General features: G+C 38.5%; 14 protein-coding genes. 3 read left to right on the top strand and 11 right to left on the bottom strand.

The window, feature by feature from the left end; translation table 11 throughout:
- Positions 1–187 precede the first annotated feature (187 nt).
- The 5 genes from NF867_RS08140 to NF867_RS08120 all read right to left on the bottom strand — a co-directional run bounded on the left by NF867_RS08140 (position 188) and on the right by NF867_RS08120 (position 5,606).
- Positions 188–811 (bottom strand): ABC transporter ATP-binding protein, encoded by a 624-nt coding sequence (locus NF867_RS08140; protein ID WP_252587318.1) that lies wholly within the window; start codon positions 809–811, stop codon positions 188–190.
- On the bottom strand, positions 811–1,593 hold the full coding sequence (gene lpxA / locus NF867_RS08135) for an acyl-ACP--UDP-N-acetylglucosamine O-acyltransferase (RefSeq protein WP_252587317.1): 783 nt from the start codon (positions 1,591–1,593) through the stop codon (positions 811–813). Before lpxA ends, NF867_RS08140 begins: the two co-directional genes overlap by 1 nt.
- Positions 1,590–2,990, bottom strand: coding sequence for a bifunctional UDP-3-O-[3-hydroxymyristoyl] N-acetylglucosamine deacetylase/3-hydroxyacyl-ACP dehydratase (locus NF867_RS08130; protein WP_252587316.1), 1,401 nt, complete (start codon positions 2,988–2,990; stop codon positions 1,590–1,592). The genes lpxA and NF867_RS08130 overlap by 4 nt, the downstream gene beginning before the upstream one ends.
- A 174-nt stretch (positions 2,991–3,164) precedes the next feature.
- A complete protein-coding gene (gene lpxD, locus NF867_RS08125) occupies positions 3,165–4,205 on the bottom strand; it encodes a UDP-3-O-(3-hydroxymyristoyl)glucosamine N-acyltransferase (RefSeq protein ID WP_252587539.1) in 1,041 nt (346 codons plus the stop codon).
- 180 nt (positions 4,206–4,385) lie between these two features.
- On the bottom strand, positions 4,386–5,606 hold the full coding sequence (locus tag NF867_RS08120) for an HD domain-containing protein (RefSeq protein WP_252587315.1): 1,221 nt from the start codon (positions 5,604–5,606) through the stop codon (positions 4,386–4,388).
- Positions 5,607–5,724: 118 nt separating this feature from the next.
- Between NF867_RS08120 and porX the strand changes: the two genes are divergently transcribed.
- Complete coding sequence (gene porX, locus NF867_RS08115) at positions 5,725–7,275, top strand: T9SS response regulator signal transducer PorX (protein WP_252587314.1); 1,551 nt, start codon at positions 5,725–5,727, stop codon at positions 7,273–7,275.
- Between the two features lie 79 nt (positions 7,276–7,354).
- Here the strand turns inward: porX and NF867_RS08110 are convergent, their stop codons facing one another.
- A complete protein-coding gene (locus NF867_RS08110; protein ID WP_252587313.1) occupies positions 7,355–8,209 on the bottom strand; it encodes a DUF2911 domain-containing protein in 855 nt (284 codons plus the stop codon).
- A 150-nt stretch (positions 8,210–8,359) separates the two neighbouring features.
- Complete coding sequence (locus tag NF867_RS08105; RefSeq protein ID WP_252587312.1) at positions 8,360–9,901, bottom strand: YifB family Mg chelatase-like AAA ATPase; 1,542 nt, start codon at positions 9,899–9,901, stop codon at positions 8,360–8,362.
- A 102-nt stretch (positions 9,902–10,003) separates the two neighbouring features.
- On the opposite strand from NF867_RS08105, the gene NF867_RS08100 reads away from it, so the two are divergent.
- Positions 10,004–11,068, top strand: a complete 1,065-nt coding sequence (locus tag NF867_RS08100; RefSeq protein WP_252587311.1) for an aminotransferase class I/II-fold pyridoxal phosphate-dependent enzyme — start codon at positions 10,004–10,006, stop codon at positions 11,066–11,068.
- Here the strand turns inward: NF867_RS08100 and NF867_RS08095 are convergent.
- The 4 genes from NF867_RS08095 to NF867_RS08080 all read right to left on the bottom strand — a co-directional run bounded on the left by NF867_RS08095 (position 11,042) and on the right by NF867_RS08080 (position 14,807).
- Positions 11,042–11,755: a M15 family metallopeptidase gene (locus NF867_RS08095; protein WP_252587310.1), complete on the bottom strand. Its 714-nt coding sequence runs from the start codon at positions 11,753–11,755 to the stop codon at positions 11,042–11,044. The genes NF867_RS08100 and NF867_RS08095 overlap by 27 nt on opposite strands.
- Positions 11,756–11,764: 9 nt before the next feature.
- Positions 11,765–12,991 carry an alanine dehydrogenase gene (locus tag NF867_RS08090; protein ID WP_252587309.1) on the bottom strand — a complete coding sequence of 409 codons (1,227 nt, stop codon included), beginning with the start codon at positions 12,989–12,991 and terminating at the stop codon, positions 11,765–11,767.
- A gap of 131 nt (positions 12,992–13,122) precedes the next feature.
- Positions 13,123–13,557 (bottom strand): tRNA (adenosine(37)-N6)-threonylcarbamoyltransferase complex ATPase subunit type 1 TsaE, encoded by a 435-nt coding sequence (gene tsaE / locus NF867_RS08085; protein WP_252587308.1) that lies wholly within the window; start codon positions 13,555–13,557, stop codon positions 13,123–13,125.
- A gap of 53 nt (positions 13,558–13,610) precedes the next feature.
- Positions 13,611–14,807, bottom strand: a complete 1,197-nt coding sequence (locus tag NF867_RS08080; protein WP_252587307.1) for a sensor histidine kinase — start codon at positions 14,805–14,807, stop codon at positions 13,611–13,613.
- 184 nt (positions 14,808–14,991) lie between these two features.
- Here NF867_RS08080 and gltX point away from each other — a divergent pair, with 184 nt between their 5' ends.
- Positions 14,992–16,509, top strand: coding sequence for a glutamate--tRNA ligase (gene gltX / locus NF867_RS08075; RefSeq protein ID WP_252587306.1), 1,518 nt, complete (start codon positions 14,992–14,994; stop codon positions 16,507–16,509).
- Positions 16,510–16,622: the final 113 nt, after the last annotated feature.

Raw genomic sequence — 16,622 nt, 5'->3', positions numbered from 1 at the left:
AGTATTTGAAATTGAGCCGCAAAGATAATAAAACCCACATGAATTAAAAATGTACCAACAACCACGAAAGTTAGTTACTGGGTTCTTGATCCTGATTGCTTTCGGGATTAAAAATCAGTTAGTCTTTCAAAAAAAGTCAGAAAGATTATGTTTCGAGAATAAATGAGGATTGAAGGATAATTAAAGATTAAACCCGTTTATAATCAACAATATTTAATTGCTGTTTACAAAACGAATATTCATGTTCCTGATTTGAACAAATAATTGTTAAACGATTTGCAGCAAAGCGCTCGATCAGGCTCAAATACCAATCAACGCCCTGATGATCAAGGTTTGCAGTTGGCTCATCTAATAAAAGTAGGGGGGCATCTGAACAAACGGCTAAAGCCAGCTTCACACGCTGTTTCATCCCTGATGAATAGTTTTTTATCAAACGATTCCGATAGTTCTGAAAGCCAAGCAATTCAATTACCTGATGCTTATCGAAACCAGGCACAAATTGTTTAAAGCCGAAATGAAAATCGATGAGCTCGCTAAGGGAAAAGTCTTCGAGCAACTCGAGATAAGGAGAAGCAAAGCTGAGGAGGCGAAAAACCTCTTCAGCTTCAACTTTTTTTCCTTTATACTGGTGGGTAATAGTTCCTTCTGAAGGACTTAAACTTGCCGCTATTATCTGAACAAGAGTTGATTTACCCGATCCATTCGGACCTAAAACGGCATAAGAATTACCTTGTTCGAATTGATAATCAACTCCTTTAAAAATCCAGTCGCGGTTAAAGCGTCTGCCAATATTTTGCAGGCTAATCTCCATTAATTACTAGAGAAGCCTTTCATAATACCACGGTTTGAGTTACGGATGAAGTTTACAATTTCATCGCGTTCTTCAGTAGGAGTAATATCGGCTTCAATAATATCCAATGCTTTTGTATTATTGAAGTTCTTCATGTATAAAATACGGTAAACTTCCTGAATTTGACTGATTTGCTCAGAGTTGAAACCACGACGACGTAACCCTACAGAGTTTATACCAACAAATGAAAGAGGCTCACGACCGGCTTTAGTATAAGGAGGAACGTCTTTCTTCACTAAAGAACCACCTGAAATCATTACGTGGGCCCCAATAGAAACAAACTGATGGATAGCCGAAGTACCTCCGATAATTGCCCAATCATCAATAGTAACGTGACCTGCTACCTGAACTGAGTTAGCCAGAATACAGTTGTCGCCTATAATACAATCATGAGCAATATGAACATAGGCCATCAACAGACAATTTTTACCGATACGGGTTTCTTTACGGTCAGTGGTACCACGATTGACGGTAACACATTCGCGAATAGTTGTATAGTCTCCGATTACGGCTGTAGTATATTCACCGCCGAATTTAAGGTCTTGAGGCACTGCTGAAATTACAGCACCCGGAAAAATACGGCAGTTTTTCCCGATACGGGCACCATCCATGATGGTAACATTTGAGCCAATCCAAGTACCTTCACCAATTTCAACATCTTTATGAATGGTTACAAATGGTTCAATCACCACATTATCAGCAATTTTAGCCTGTGGGTGAATGTATGCTAATGGTTGAATCATACGTTAGGTTTTCTTACAATTTGAGCCATCATTTCGGCTTCAGTTACTACTTTATCGCCAACAATTACAACGCCTTTCATTTGACAAATACCGCGTCTGATTGGAGCTGTTAAATCACATCTTAAAACAAGGGTATCTCCAGGAAGAACTTTTTCCTTAAACCTTACGCTTTCTATCTTCATAAAGTAAGTAAGATAGTTTTCAGGATCCGGAACGGTATTTAACACTAAAATTCCACCGTTCTGCGCCAATGCCTCTACCTGCAATACTCCAGGCATTACCGGACTACCCGGGAAGTGGCCCACAAAAAACGGCTCGTTCATGGTTACATTCTTTACCCCAACAACGTGATTAGAAGAAATTTCCAGAATCTTATCTACCAACAAAAACGGCGGGCGATGTGGTAAGCGAGCCATGATCTCGTTTACATCATAAACCGGTTTGGCATTGGTGTTATACAATGGAATGGATTTACCACGACGTTCTTTTTTGATCATCGCTTTGATTTTTCTGGCAAACGCAACGTTAGCAGCATGACCAGGACGTGCTGCCATAATATGCGCTTTCAAAGGCATACCTGCTAAAGCTAAATCGCCAATAACATCAAGCAATTTATGACGAGCAGGCTCATTCTGATGACGAAGAGAGATATTATTTAAAACACCTTCTCTGGCTACTGCAATCTTCTCGCGGTTAAATAATTTAGCCAGGTGAGTTAGCTCATCATCATTAACCTCACGATCAACAATAACAATTGCATTATTTAAATCACCTCCTTTTATTAAGCCATGCTTTAATAAAAGCTCAAGCTCATGCAAGAAAACAAATGTACGACAAGAAGAAATTTCTGATCTGAACTCAGAAATATGAGAAATATTCGCGTGCTGTGTTCCTAAAACCGGTGAATTATAATCAACCATAACAGTTAATCGATAATCATCGGCAGGCATAGCAATCATTTCCACTTTACGATCAGCCTCTGCATAATGAATATTTTGATTGATATGGAAATATTCACGATCGGCTCTTTGATCTTCATAACCGACCTTCTCAAATGATTCAATAAATTGAATAGAACTTCCGTCCATAATGGGAGCTTCCGGTCCATCCACCTCAATTAAAACATTATCCACCTCTGACCCTACCAAAGCCGCTAAAACGTGTTCAATAGTACTAATACGGCCGCCATTTTGTTCTAAAGTGGTTCCACGTGAGGTATCAACAACATTATCTACGTCGGCATCAATTATCGGATTACCGGGTAAATCAATACGTTGAAACTTATAACCGTGATTCTCAGGGGCAGGTTTAAAGGTAAGAGTTACACTTGCTCCGGTATGCAGGCCAACGCCAGATACCGATACAGGAGCCTTAAGAGTTCTTTGCTTAACGTTCATTCAAAGTAATTTTATTCGGCTGCAACAATAAGGTCATATCTTATTATTATAGATTTAACACAGCGCCAATTATTTCAGCCTGCAAAATTACTAAAAACTAGCTTTTAAGTTATTAAAAATAGAATTTTTAACGGAATGATGGTAAACCGTTTTTAATTACGGTATAAAAACGCACTATTTGTTTTCTTTTGACGCTTTTAGGGCCTTATCAAGTTCATACACTTTTCTTTCCAGCTCTGGAAGACGAGATAAAACCTGAATAGTTTTTAGAGAATTGATATAAGGATCGATAGGGGAACCGTTCCATTTTTTATTTTCTTCAGAAATAGTGCGATGAACACCTGACTGGGCACCAAATTGCGATCCTTTAGCAATAGTAATATGACCAACAATACCCACTTGTCCAGCGATTACGCAGTTTTCGCCAACTTTTGTACTGCCCGAAACGCCAGCCTGAGCTGCAATTACGGTATTGGCTCCTAACTCAACATTGTGTGCTATCTGGATTAGGTTATCCATTTTAACTCCTTTACCAATAATGGTAGAGCCCATAGTAGCTCGGTCAATAGTTGTATTAGCTCCAATCTCTACATTATCTTCTATAATAACATTTCCAATTTGAGCTACCTTTGCGTAGGTACCATCGGCTTGCGGAGCAAAACCAAAACCATCGCTTCCAATTACTGTTCCCGAATGAATGGTTACATTGCTGCCAACTACACAATCAGCATAAATCTTTACTCCGGCAAAAATCACTGAATTATCGCCAATCTTAACGTTATCACCAACGTATGCCTGTGGATAAATTTTTACGTTGTTTCCAATCTTGGCATTATTACCAATATATGCGAATGCTCCCAGATATAAATTATCACCAACTGTTGCCGACTGGCCAATGTAAGAAGGTTGTTCTATCCCGGATTTATTTTGTTTAATAGAATTATATTTTTCAAGTAAAATTGAAAACGCCGAATAGGCATCATCCACTCTAATCAATGTGCTTTTAACTTCATCAGTAAGCACCAGATCCTTGTTAACAATAACTATTGAAGCATTTGTAGTGTATAAATGAGGCGCGTACTTAGGATTTGCTAAAAAAGAAAGAGAGCCAGTTGTACCTTCCTCAATTTTAGCGAGTTCTGAAACTGTAACATCCGGATTGCCTTCAACAACCCCATTTAATAATTTGCCTAATTCCGCTGCGGTAAACCGGATCATGTAAATAATTTGTACTTTAAAAATTTTACAAAGGTGACGAAATTTCCCTCACATTAACAAATGAATAATTTGCCTAATATCAATTCAGATTGCAAAGAAAAGATAATTCATTGATACTTTGCTTCATTTGCAGAATACCTTGCACAGTTTTTTTCTGATTTGTCACATTACTCTATTCTAAATTTTCACAGAGCACAAATAGTACTTTTCAACTGTTTTTGCCAGGGCTTCAATATTAAAATTATCAGAAGCTTCAGTTAAGTCGATTACAGAACCATCTTTTCGCAAAATTTCTATCCTATCCACCTTTTTGTAGGCACTATTTGATATCAAATCCGAAAAAACAAAATAATGCACTTCATCATCGTTAATTCCAAAGTGCTGCTTCACTTGTCGTTTAATCTCTTCAATTCGGGTTTTACCAATAGGCTCCTTCTGTATTTCTACTCTGTACAGCTTGCGATTAATTAATGATTTGCACAAGTAGGAAAGGATCTTGTCTTCATGGTCAGCCCAAATTTTAATGCAGGCATTAATGTCGTGGTCGTCGAGCTTTACAAATTCCTGCAGGTATTTTTCATCCGAAAGAAATCGTTCGTGGGCAATCCGGTTATATAAAAACAAACGGAAGGATGGTGTGGTAAACAATTCAACGCCATTCAACGCCAGTTCCTTTGCTCTCTTTAAAATCTTAAACAGCATGGTTTCTCCGGCAATAACAGTTTTATGCAGGTAAACCTGCCAATACATAAGTCTGCGTGCAATAATGAACTTCTCCACTGAATAAACACCCTTCTCCTCAACAACAATCCGATCATTAGCCACATTCAACATTTTTAAGATGCGGTCATAACTGATTACTCCTTCAGATACACCCGTAAAGAAACTATCCCGATTAAGATAGTCCATCCTATCGAGATCCAACTGACTTGATACTAGCTGGTGTAAAAACTTCTTGGAATAGCGGTCGTTAAAAATATCGATCGCCAGCGTTAGCCGTCCGTTAAATTCTTTATTGAGTTTATCCATTATTAAGGCTGAAATAGTCTCATGATGAACATCTTCAATAATGCAATTCTCAAGTGCATGTGAAAAAGGACCATGCCCGATATCGTGCAATAAAATGGCAATTGTCACCGCCTCTGCCTCTTCTTCCGTAATTTCATGACCTTTTGATCGCAACGTTTCAATAGCCAGGCTTATTAAATGTGTTGCCCCAAGTGCGTGCTGGAAACGGGTGTGCATTGCTCCAGGATAAACCAAATGGGTCATTGCACATTGTTTTATATTTCTTAACCGCTGAAACCAGGGATGAGACAATAAATCGAATATAATTTCGTATTGTATATTAATGAACCCATAAACTGGGTCGTTTACAATTTTCTTCTTATTGAGCATATCTACTATTAGACTACAAATTTGGTAAATTTACGGGTGAAAACGCAGCAAGCGATTTCCTGTTTGTGCACTAAAGCCTTTTAGTCATTTTTTTTTAACCACTTTAATTCAACAAAATATGCAGGAACCAACAATTCTTTGGGCTGATGATGAAATTGATTTATTAAAACCGCATATCCTTTTTTTGAAAGATAAAGGCTATAACATTAAAACTGTAACCAATGGCAGTGACGCTCTTGACGCTTTTAAAGCCGAGCACTTTGACCTTATATTTTTAGACGAAAACATGCCTGGCTTAACCGGACTTGAAACGTTAACTGAAATTAAAAATATTAATACGGATATCCCTGTGGTACTAATCACTAAAAGTGAGGAAGAGTACCTGATGGAAGATGCGATTGGATCAAAGATAGACGATTACCTGATTAAACCGGTTAATCCTAAGCAAATACTGCTGACAATCAAAAAAATTCTCGATAACAAACGATTGGTGGGAGAGAAAACAGCTTCGGCTTATCAACAGGATTTCAGGAACCTGTTAATGACCCTGAATGATAACCTTTCATACGAAGAATGGGCCGATGTTTATAAGAAGCTAATATATTGGGAGCTTGAACTTCAAAATCTGGAAGATCAGGGGATGCATGAAATTTTAACCCAACAAAAGCGCGAAGCAAACACGCAGTTCTCTAAGTTCGTAGAAAGAAACTATATAAAATGGCTCAATAACCCTGATACGGCACCAACACAATCGCATCAGTTATTGCGAACTAAGGTTTTCCCTTTCCTGGATTCTACACCTACCTTCTTTGTTTTAATTGATAATCTTCGTTATGATCAATGGAAGATCATTAGCCCGATTGTAGGCGAGTACTTCAGAATTGAAAGCGAAGAAAGTTACTACAGCATTTTGCCAACCGCAACTCAGTACGCCCGAAATGCTATTTTCTCTGGGTTACTACCTTCTGAAATGGAGAAACGTCACCCTAACCTGTGGCAAAATGATGATGACGAAGGCGGAAAAAACATGTATGAGGAGGAGTTTTTGGGAGAGCATCTAAAGCGTGCCAGAAAAGATGTTAAGTTTTCGTACACTAAAGTTTTAAACTATGAGCAAGGAAAAGACCTGGTTGATAATGTTCATACATTGGTTAATACTCCGTTTAATGTAATCGTTTACAACTTTGTTGATATGCTTTCACATGCGCGCACCGAGATGGAAATGATTCGTGAGCTGGCTTCGGATGAAAAAGCTTATCGTTCATTAACCTTATCATGGTTTGAAAACTCTCCATTATTGGAAACACTAAAAAAACTGTCACAAAAGAACATTCGACTTGTCATTACCACCGACCATGGAACTATTCGTGTAAAAACGCCAAGCAAGGTTGTTGGTGACAGAAATACCAATACCAACTTACGCTACAAACAAGGCAAAAATCTTGCATTTGAACCGAAAGAGGTTTTTCATGTTAAAAACCCCGCTGATGCCTTTTTACCAAAGCTTAATGTAAGTCAGAGTTTTATTTTCGCTAAAGAAGATGAGTATTTTATCTATCCTAATAACTATAATCAGTTTGTAAACTATTATAACAATACTTTTCAGCACGGAGGTATTTCACTTGAAGAAATGATTATTCCTTTTGTGATGTTAAGTTCAAAGGCGTAGAGTTTTGTATTCCTAATACTAGAGAGGGCCGGGTGTTAAGACCCGGCCCTCTCTAGTATTATTATTAGATTATTACAATTTATTTTCCTTTTGCCTCGGCAATTAACTTGTCGTTTAAAGCAACATAATCGTTATTATTGGCTTTGGCTGCTACTGTTTTTGATTGCTCCGCTGTTGCAATAGCGCCTTTAAAGTCGTTCATTTTATATTGAATCTTAGCTTTTAAATGCATGATCCAAAATGCATCAGGTTGCGCTTTAATCGCCTCGTCTGACCAGGCAAGTGCTTGTTTCAAATCACGACCGGTTTCATAATAGTATGCAGCAGCCTGGAAATATGGCTTTTTCTCACCTTTCATCGCTTCATCAATTGAAGTGATGATTTTAGCATCAATATCAGCTGTGACTGTAAAATACACCTCAAGATTGTCCCACATCAAATCTATATCAGCCGAGTTAGGCTTTATATTATCAATGGTCATTGTAAAAGTTTCTACGCTGAAAGGCAAAGTGCGCGTTTTGGCTTTGAATCGAGCAACATCTTCTTCTTTTTTATAGCCATCAATTCCCCAATTTTTTAAGCCCTTGTTAAGAATTACTTCCCATTCACCTTTCGCTGCTGGGATGGTGTATAAAACATAGTCACCTGCAGGCACAGCAATTCCATTCACTTTCACATCCTCGCCAAAGGTTACTTTAGTGGCTGCGTTTGCACCTGTTCTCCATAACTTATCATAAGGAACAAGGTCACCAAAAACTTTACGTCCCTTTACACCCGGACGAGAGTAGGTAATTTCAATTGATGAAAGCGCAAAATCTTGCTTAATTGTTTGAGTTGGGCTTGGAGCAGGCATTTTAACGCCCTGAGCCATAGCACCTAAATTGGTAATTGCCATTGCAGCAAGTACTAACATTGAAAGAATAGTTTTTCTCATGATAATAATGTTGGTTAGAGGTTCTAAGTTAATAAAGTAAATTATAGCGGTACTTATTATTTTTGTTACCAAAACAGTAGAAAAAACACTTTTTCAGGCCTAATTGTTTGAAAAGAATTCGATTTAATACTAAAAAACTATGATTCAAGATCACCCAGCCCAGCCATCCCGATCTAAACTTCTAAATTGTATAGCTTCTGCCAAATGTTCTACTTTAATATCATCCGAATTTGCTAAATCGGCTATTGTTCTTGCTACTTTTAGAATCCTGTCATAAGCACGTGCCGATAAACCTAGTCGTTCCATGGCTGTTTTAAGCAATTGTTGACCTTCTTCACTAATTTTGCACACCTCTCTAACGGTTTTAGAACTCATTTGTGCATTGCAGTACACCTCTTTTTTCCCTTCAAATCTTAGGTGCTGAAGATCTCGCGCAACTATAACCCGATCGCGAATAATCGAGCTTTTCTCAGTCAATCGTTCACCAGAAAGTTCCTTAAATGAAACAGGGGTTACCTCTACATGAATATCTATTCGGTCGAGCAATGGTCCTGAAATTTTGCTCAAGTACTTCTGGACTACTCCTGGGGCACAAACACATTCCTTTTCAGGGTGGTTATAAAAACCACAAGGACAAGGGTTCATAGATGCCACGAGCATAAAACTCGCAGGATAGTCAACAGAGATCTTTGCCCGGGAAATAGTAACTCTTCGCTCTTCTAATGGCTGCCTCATAACCTCAAGAACAGTTCTTTTAAATTCAGGAAGCTCATCCAAAAATAAAACACCATTATGCGCAAGAGAGATTTCTCCCGGCTGTGGATTACCGCCTCCGCCGACAAGTGCGACATCTGAAACCGTATGATGCGGAGACCTGAACGGTCGTATTGTTAACAGCGAATCGCTTGCTTTTAATTTACCGGCAACTGAATGAATCTTAGTGGTTTCTAAAGCCTCATATAAACTTAATGGAGGAAGAATGGTTGGTAGACGTTTAGCAAGCATCGTTTTACCAGCTCCGGGAGGGCCAATCAATATTAAATTGTGACCACCGGCAGCAGCAATTTCTAAAGCACGCTTTATGTTTTCCTGACCTTTCACATCCGAAAAGTCGAACTCGTAGTTATTGATGTTATTAAAAAACTCTTCTCTGGTATTTACCTTAACTGGCTCTAATGCAGTATTTCCGTTTAGTAAGTCAACTACTTCAACTATGGTTTCAACACCATAAACATCCAAATCACTAACAATGGCAGCCTCCCTTGCGTTTTGCTTAGGTAGAATTATTCCTTTGAATCCTTCTTTTTTAGCTTGGATGGCTATAGGTAATGCCCCTTTTATAGGTTGAACACCTCCATCCAACGAAAGCTCCCCCATAATAACATATTGCCCCACAACGTCGGCATCGACAATTTGCCCTGAGGCAGCCAAAATCCCAGTAGCTATTGTTAAATCATAGGCTGAACCCTCCTTCCGAATATCAGCCGGAGCCATATTCACCACAATTTTCATCCTGGGTAAATGAAAATCCGTATTCTTTATTGCGGCCTCAATACGCTGATAACTTTCTTTAACCGCATTATCTGGTAGCCCAACAATGAAATATTTGGTTCCTGCAGTAACATTGACTTCAACAGTAATTGTAATGGCCTGAACACCGAAGACGGTGCTGCCGAAGGTTTTAACAAGCATAGGTAGCAGTAGATTATAGTTGTAAATTGGTAACTGGTAGATGTTACTTATTAACTATTAAGTTAATCTTTTCTTATTAAGAAGATTACTATTTTCGAAAATATGTTCAACAGTCTTAACATATCGGGTTATAACGGTCGTAATGCCTTATTAAATAATGAGGAGCACCTGGTTTTTGCGGGCACCTCTTATTTAGGAATTGCTCACAATACCGAATTCAGAAATTATCTAATAGAAGGTTTTGAACTGTATGGAAACAACTTTGGCAGTTCACGCATAGGCAACGTTGCTCTGGATATATTCGAAACTGCGGAGAACAGATTGGCAGAAATAATTGGTTCAGAAAAAGCGCTCACTGTTTCTTCAGGTATGTTAGCAGGACAAATGGTTTTACGTCAGTTTGAAGATCATGCTCACTTGTTTATTGCCCCTGGAATTCACCCGGCATTAAAGCCTTTAAACCATCCATCCCGAAACTATTCGTATGAACAATGGTCCGTACAGGTTCTTTCAGAGCTTCATACACATAAATTTCCGGAGGCCGTAATTTTCATCAACACCGTTGATATCTTACACGCAAGGCGGTACGATCTATCCTGGCTTCATGAATTACCAAACGATTTAAACCTGATAATTGTGATTGACGATTCGCATGGTTTCGGCGTAATAGGAGAGAAAGGAGAAGGCTATTGGCCACTTCTTCCCAAAGGTCCAAACATCGAGCGAATTATGATATCATCATTGGGAAAAGCTATGGGTATTCCAGCAGGAGTGATTGCAGGCAATGTATCTCGGATAAATAAAATAAAATTTGATGGGCTTTTCGGAGGGAGCTCTCCGACTACTCCTGCCTATTTGTATGCTTTTTTACATGCTAACGGAATTTATAGTGATGCGAGAGAGCGCTTAAAAAAGTTAATTACTCATTTCAGCAATCAAATTCGGACCAATAAAACTGTGTATTATTCAGATGGCCTACCCGTTTATTTTATTAATAACAAAAAGGTTTATGAGCACCTGTTAAAGCAGAAAATTGTTCTATCCTCATTCCCTTATCCACAGCCCCAAAGTGAACCAATTACCCGGGCAGTAATCAATAGCACTCACTCAATTAATGATATAGAACTTTTGGCATCAGCATTAATTGAGTGTTTGAAGCCGCTGTAGATCTTCAAAACTAATATCTGTTACGTCAAACTCCTTCCAGCCGTTAAAATCAAAATGCCACCACTCATCTTTATAAGCGGTAAATCCATTTTTTGTCATTATGTCTTTTAACAACTGCCTGTTTTCAATAACTTTTTTAGGAAGATGAGGATAATCAGTATTGGCTTTCTCGGTAAAATCATCAAATGGCGTGGGCATTTCCAGTTCTTTACCATTTTTAAGATTGATAATTGTTAGATCGATGGCACATCCACGATTATGGCGTGAGCCTTTCCATGGTGTAGCCACAAATATCGAGTCTTTCTGCTTTTCATAAAATGCAACTGTGATAGTATACGGACGATATGCATCAAAAATTTTAAGACCCAAACCCTTTTCATTTAATTCTTTCTGCACATTTTTCAGTGCACTCAAAACTGGTAAGCGGGTATAAGCTTTGGCTAGATTATACATCTTTTCGTGCATAAAATTATTGGTTGATGCATAACGTATATCCAAAGCAATGTTGGGGATTTCTTTTTGAATCTCTATCAATGCCTTTGCCGAGTCATTGTTCACCTGTTGCTGATACAAACCAATATTGGCAACTACTTTCAGTCCATATTTATTCTGAGGTACATCCTGACAAAATCCGGGACCACTGAAAAATAATGCAATAAGGGGTAATGCAAAAAATTCCTTCGTCAATTTCAATGATTAAACTTGAGCAGCAACTAATAAATCAAGGTCTTTAAATGGAATATTAAAATGTTCGGCCATATATTTATTGGTTAAATGGCCCTGATAAATATAAACGCCATGTCGAACCCCTGGTCTGCTCCAGAGCAAGTTTTTGATACCTCCATGATCGCCAAGATCCAACAAAATCGGGGTGAAAATATTGGTTAATGCATAGGAGGCCGTCCGGGCTACTCTAGAAGCAATATTTGGAACACAATAATGAATAACATTATTTTTCATAAATACCGGCACATCATGATTGGTGACATGCGATGTTTCGAAGCAACCACCCTGATCAATGCTTACATCAATAATTACCGAATCGGCAGGCATTTGTCCAACCATTTCGGCATTAACCACGCAAGGAACAGATCCGTTTTTAGCTCTGATCGCTCCAATGGCCACATCACAGGTTTTTAATGCTTTTAATAAAACTTTGGGCTGAATTACAGATGTAAATACACGCTGATTAAGATTGCCTTGCAAACGACGCAAACGATACAACGAGTCGTCGAATACTTTAACTTCACAACCTAAGGAAAGCGCTGCTCTTGCTGCAAATTCACCTACTGTTCCTGCTCCTAAGATCACAACTTCGGTAGAAGGAATACCGGTTACCCCACCAAACATCATACCCTTGCCATGTTTACTATTGCTAAGGTATTCGGCTGCGATAAGGATAGCTGTGTTTCCCACAATTTCACTCATTGAACGAACGACCATATAACTACCGTCATCGTCCTTCATATATTCATATCCAAGCGCAGTTATTTTCTTTGCTACCAAGGCTTTGACAGTTTCAACTTTAAGGCTCGATACGTTTAAGGCTGAAATTAAGGTTTGTCCGGGTTTCATGAGTTCGATCTCAGCCATTGAAGGTGGGGCCACCTTCATTAAAACATCAGACTGAAACAACGTTTTGCGGTCATAAATGATCTGGGCGCCTGCATCACTATACTTTTTATCCGAAAATCGCGCTCCTTCGCCAGCTCCGGCCTCCACATGCACTTCGTGACCATTATTTACCAGCACTTCAACAGAAGACGGGGTAATTGCAATTCGTTTTTCCTGAAAAGACGTTTCTTTGGGGATAGCAATAACTAATTCTTGTTTCTTTTGCTTAAGCTTCAGCAATGACTCTTGTGGTTGCAAAAGTGCCTGTTTGGCCACTTCACTAAACCCCTGCATGGATGTTGAACTCATCAATTATCTCTAAATATAAATTAACCCTAACATCAAAAATAGTAAAATAATAGTTCGGAGATTAATATTGAAAGCAATAATACCCTATTGAACGACAATTGATCTATTAAACAATGAAAATTAGCGCACAACTACCGCCCATGCTTAATAAATTGGATATTTCGGACACCATTTTCCTGCTCTTTGATTATTACTTCGGTATATTGTTCAGGAAGTAGATTGGGAATTTTTGAAGGCCATTCTACAAAACAATAATTTCCGCTATAGAAATACTCTTCATAACCCATGTCAAAAGCTTCCATTTCATTTTTCAACCTGTAAAAATCAAAATGATAAACAATGAATTCATTCCCATCATATTGATTAACTAACGAAAAAGTAGGACTTGAAACGATTTCGTCTACGCCCAACTCTTTACAAATATCTTTTATAAAAGTGGTTTTCCCTGCTCCCAAATCTCCATTGAAAATAATCACGCGGTCAGAGTTCGCAAAACTAATGAGTTGTTTTGCTGCATTAGGGAGTAAGTCGATATTATCAATTTTCAGTTCTATTAGTTGTTCCATCAATACCTATATTATTAACCCAGGGTTGCAAAAATAAGAAACACTTGGAGGATTTAAGCTGTAGGTTTTTCACGACCTGCGTTTAATATCACTCTAAAGGTGGTTCCTTTGCCAAGCTCCGAATCCTTAACAAAAACCTGTCCCTTGTGATAATTTTCAACGATACGGCGTGTTAACGAAAGGCCAAGACCCCAACCACGCTTGCGAGTGGTGTATCCAGGTTGAAAAACCGTTTCAAACTTCGACTTTGGAATTCCCATTCCTGTATCAGTAATATCAATATAAACATGGGTTTTGTTTTGAGACACGTTCAATGAAATTTTCCCTTCATTAGTCCCAATTGCATTCACTGCGTTTTTGCATAAATTTTCAATCACCCATTCAAATAAAGGCACACTGAGCTCAGCCCCAACTGGATCGCCATTTACCTCAAACTTAATTTTTTTGGAAATCCGTTTTTCGAGATAATCGATAAAATTACGAACCACCTCCTTCACATTGTGTTTTTCTAAAACTGGAGCAGAGCCGATTTTAGAAAATCGATCAGCAATAATTTGCAAACGCGTGACATCATTTTCCATCTCATCGAGCAATTCCACGTCTTTTTCTCCATACTTTTCTTTTAAAAGTTCAATCCATGCCATGATTGAAGATATTGGGGTTCCTAGTTGATGGGCTGTTTCCTTAGCCATTCCTACCCAAACCTGGTTTTGTTCCGAGCGTCTAGACGAACTAAATGCCAGGTACGCAAGTATTAAGAACACTGTTATACCGGTTAGTTGCCTATATGGATAATACTTTAATGAAGTAAGCAATTCCGAATCTTTATAATAAACATACAACTCATCACCACTGCCAATGGAAATAATTATAGGAACATGCTGCTCCTTCATTATTGCTAATTGCTCTGTAAAGTATTTAGGATCATAACTGCGGCTCTTGTCATTTGGGTTATTTGTTTTTAATGAATCCAGCTCTTTGTAGGCCAAAATCTTATCGTGCGTATCGGCAATTATGGCTGGGATCTGCGTATACTTATTCTGAATCTCCGTTAAGAAATCCAGAAAGTGTTCATCTTCCGCTTCAATCTTAAGCTTGGTACTTAAGGCCCATAGTTCAGCATTGCGTCGTTCGCTTTCAGCCATCGACCGTACCAAATAGTTCGTATACATCAACGACATAACGCCTATTGAAAGAGCAAAAAGTAGTAACAGTAATTTCCAGCGCCTTTTTTGGCTGTATACATCCATTCTCATTAATGCCAAATTACAAAACCTACCCGAACTACCATTTTAAAATGAATAATTGTGAGGAATATGCCTCAAATTGTCTCTTTGATTAAAACGGCGTGAGGATAATTTAAGGTATATTTGCGCCGATTTAGAATTGAAAGATGAACTAAATTTTATCAATTCTTTTATCCCCGAAAATTTTATGGCTACTAAAGTACGAGTTCGCTTTGCTCCGAGTCCAACCGGAGGGCTGCACCTTGGTGGTGTACGCACTGTTTTGTTTAATTATTTATTTGCCAAACACCATAATGGTGAGTTTGTATTACGTATTGAAGATACCGATCAAACCCGTTATGTGGAGGGTGCTGAAGAATACATTGTTGAGTGTTTGAAATGGTGCGGGTTAAATCCTGATGAAGGTCCGCAACAGGGCGGTCCTTTCAGCCCTTATCGCCAAAGTGAACGAAAACCCATTTATCGTCAGTACGCCGAACAGTTGGTTAATAGCGGTTATGCTTATTATGCGTTTGACACTCCTGAAGAGCTTACTGCAAAAAGAGAAACAATCCCGAATTTCCAATATGGTCACGATTATCGTCATGAAATGCGCAACTCATTGTCGCTTCCTGCCGATGAGGTTAAGCGATTAATAGAACAAGGCACACCTCATGTTGTGCGGATCAAGATGCCTAAAAACGAAACTGTCACCTTTAACGATATGATTCGCGCTGAGGTAAGTTTCGACACGAACCTGGTTGACGACAAAGTATTGTTAAAAGCCGACGGAATGCCTACTTATCACTTAGCTGTGGTTGTAGATGACTATTTGATGAAGATTTCACATGCGTTTCGTGGTGAAGAGTGGTTACCATCTGCTCCTGTTCATATTTTATTATGGAAATATCTTGGATGGGAAGCCGATATGCCTCAATGGGCGCATTTACCATTGATTTTAAAACCAGATGGAAATGGCAAATTAAGTAAACGCGATGGAGATCGTTTGGGATTTCCAGTTTACGCCATGAACTGGACCGACCCTAAAACTGGCGACCTAACTAAAGGTTTTAGAGAATTAGGATTTATGCCTGAGGCTTTCATTAACTTATTGGTAATGCTTGGCTGGAACGATGGAACTGATCAGGAGGTTTTTTCATTGGAAGAAATGATTAAAAAGTTTTCAATTGAACGAGTGAGCAAAGCAGGAGCCAAGTTTGATTTTGAAAAAGCCAAATGGTATAACGCCGAATGGATAAAACGAACTTCTATTACTGACTTAAGAACACTATTTAATGAGGTGTTGGACAACAATGGTATTGTGATTTCTGATGAGAATTATCTTGACAGTGTTATTGCCCTTGTAAAAGAACGTTGCGTTTTGATCTCCGATTTCTGGCAACAGGCATCTTTCTTTTTCCGTCGTCCGTATGAATTTGATACAGATGCAGTAAAACCTAAATGGAATCAGGATAAAACTGATTTCTTCAAAGCGTTAACAGTAGCCTTTTCACAATCTCCAGCCTGGAATTCAACTGATCTAGAAAATGAGTTTAAGGCATTGGCCGCTGAAAAAGGATTAAAAATTGGCGATGTGATGCTGCCCTTTAGAATTATGCTGGTGGGTGGAAAATTTGGACCAGCAGTATTCGATATTGCTGCTTTAATTGGTAAAGAAGAAACCATTGAGCGCGTAAATCATTTCCTTGATTTATTAGCAGAATAATAAAGCAACTTTAAAAAGATTTGGCTCGCTCAAATAGCGGGCCATTTTTATATGCTAGTTTTAAATAGGACTTAAAGTATCTCAAATACCTATTGCTCCCTGATTTCTTCTGT

Origin of the sequence: Solitalea agri, from assembly GCF_023914155.1 — a bacterium.
Taxonomy (GTDB): domain Bacteria; phylum Bacteroidota; class Bacteroidia; order Sphingobacteriales; family Sphingobacteriaceae; genus Solitalea; species Solitalea agri.
This window is presented reverse-complemented; position numbering and strand designations above follow the sequence as displayed.

What these genes read in the sequence shown, in the direction of transcription:
- NF867_RS08105 (WP_252587312.1), bottom strand. Translation starts at nt 9,901, where the DNA reads ATGCTTGTTAAAACCTTCGGCAGCACCGTCTTCGGTGTTCAGGCCATT.
- NF867_RS08080 (WP_252587307.1), bottom strand. Translation starts at nt 14,807, where the DNA reads ATGGATGTATACAGCCAAAAAAGGCGCTGGAAATTACTGTTACTACTT.
- NF867_RS08140 (WP_252587318.1), bottom strand. Translation starts at nt 811, where the DNA reads ATGGAGATTAGCCTGCAAAATATTGGCAGACGCTTTAACCGCGACTGG.
- NF867_RS08090 (WP_252587309.1), bottom strand. Translation starts at nt 12,991, where the DNA reads ATGAGTTCAACATCCATGCAGGGGTTTAGTGAAGTGGCCAAACAGGCA.
- gltX (WP_252587306.1), top strand. Translation starts at nt 14,992, where the DNA reads ATGGCTACTAAAGTACGAGTTCGCTTTGCTCCGAGTCCAACCGGAGGG.
- NF867_RS08100 (WP_252587311.1), top strand. Translation starts at nt 10,004, where the DNA reads ATGTTCAACAGTCTTAACATATCGGGTTATAACGGTCGTAATGCCTTA.
- NF867_RS08130 (WP_252587316.1), bottom strand. Translation starts at nt 2,990, where the DNA reads ATGAACGTTAAGCAAAGAACTCTTAAGGCTCCTGTATCGGTATCTGGC.
- porX (WP_252587314.1), top strand. Translation starts at nt 5,725, where the DNA reads ATGCAGGAACCAACAATTCTTTGGGCTGATGATGAAATTGATTTATTA.
- NF867_RS08110 (WP_252587313.1), bottom strand. Translation starts at nt 8,209, where the DNA reads ATGAGAAAAACTATTCTTTCAATGTTAGTACTTGCTGCAATGGCAATT.
- lpxA (WP_252587317.1), bottom strand. Translation starts at nt 1,593, where the DNA reads ATGATTCAACCATTAGCATACATTCACCCACAGGCTAAAATTGCTGAT.
- NF867_RS08120 (WP_252587315.1), bottom strand. Translation starts at nt 5,606, where the DNA reads ATGCTCAATAAGAAGAAAATTGTAAACGACCCAGTTTATGGGTTCATT.
- tsaE (WP_252587308.1), bottom strand. Translation starts at nt 13,557, where the DNA reads ATGGAACAACTAATAGAACTGAAAATTGATAATATCGACTTACTCCCT.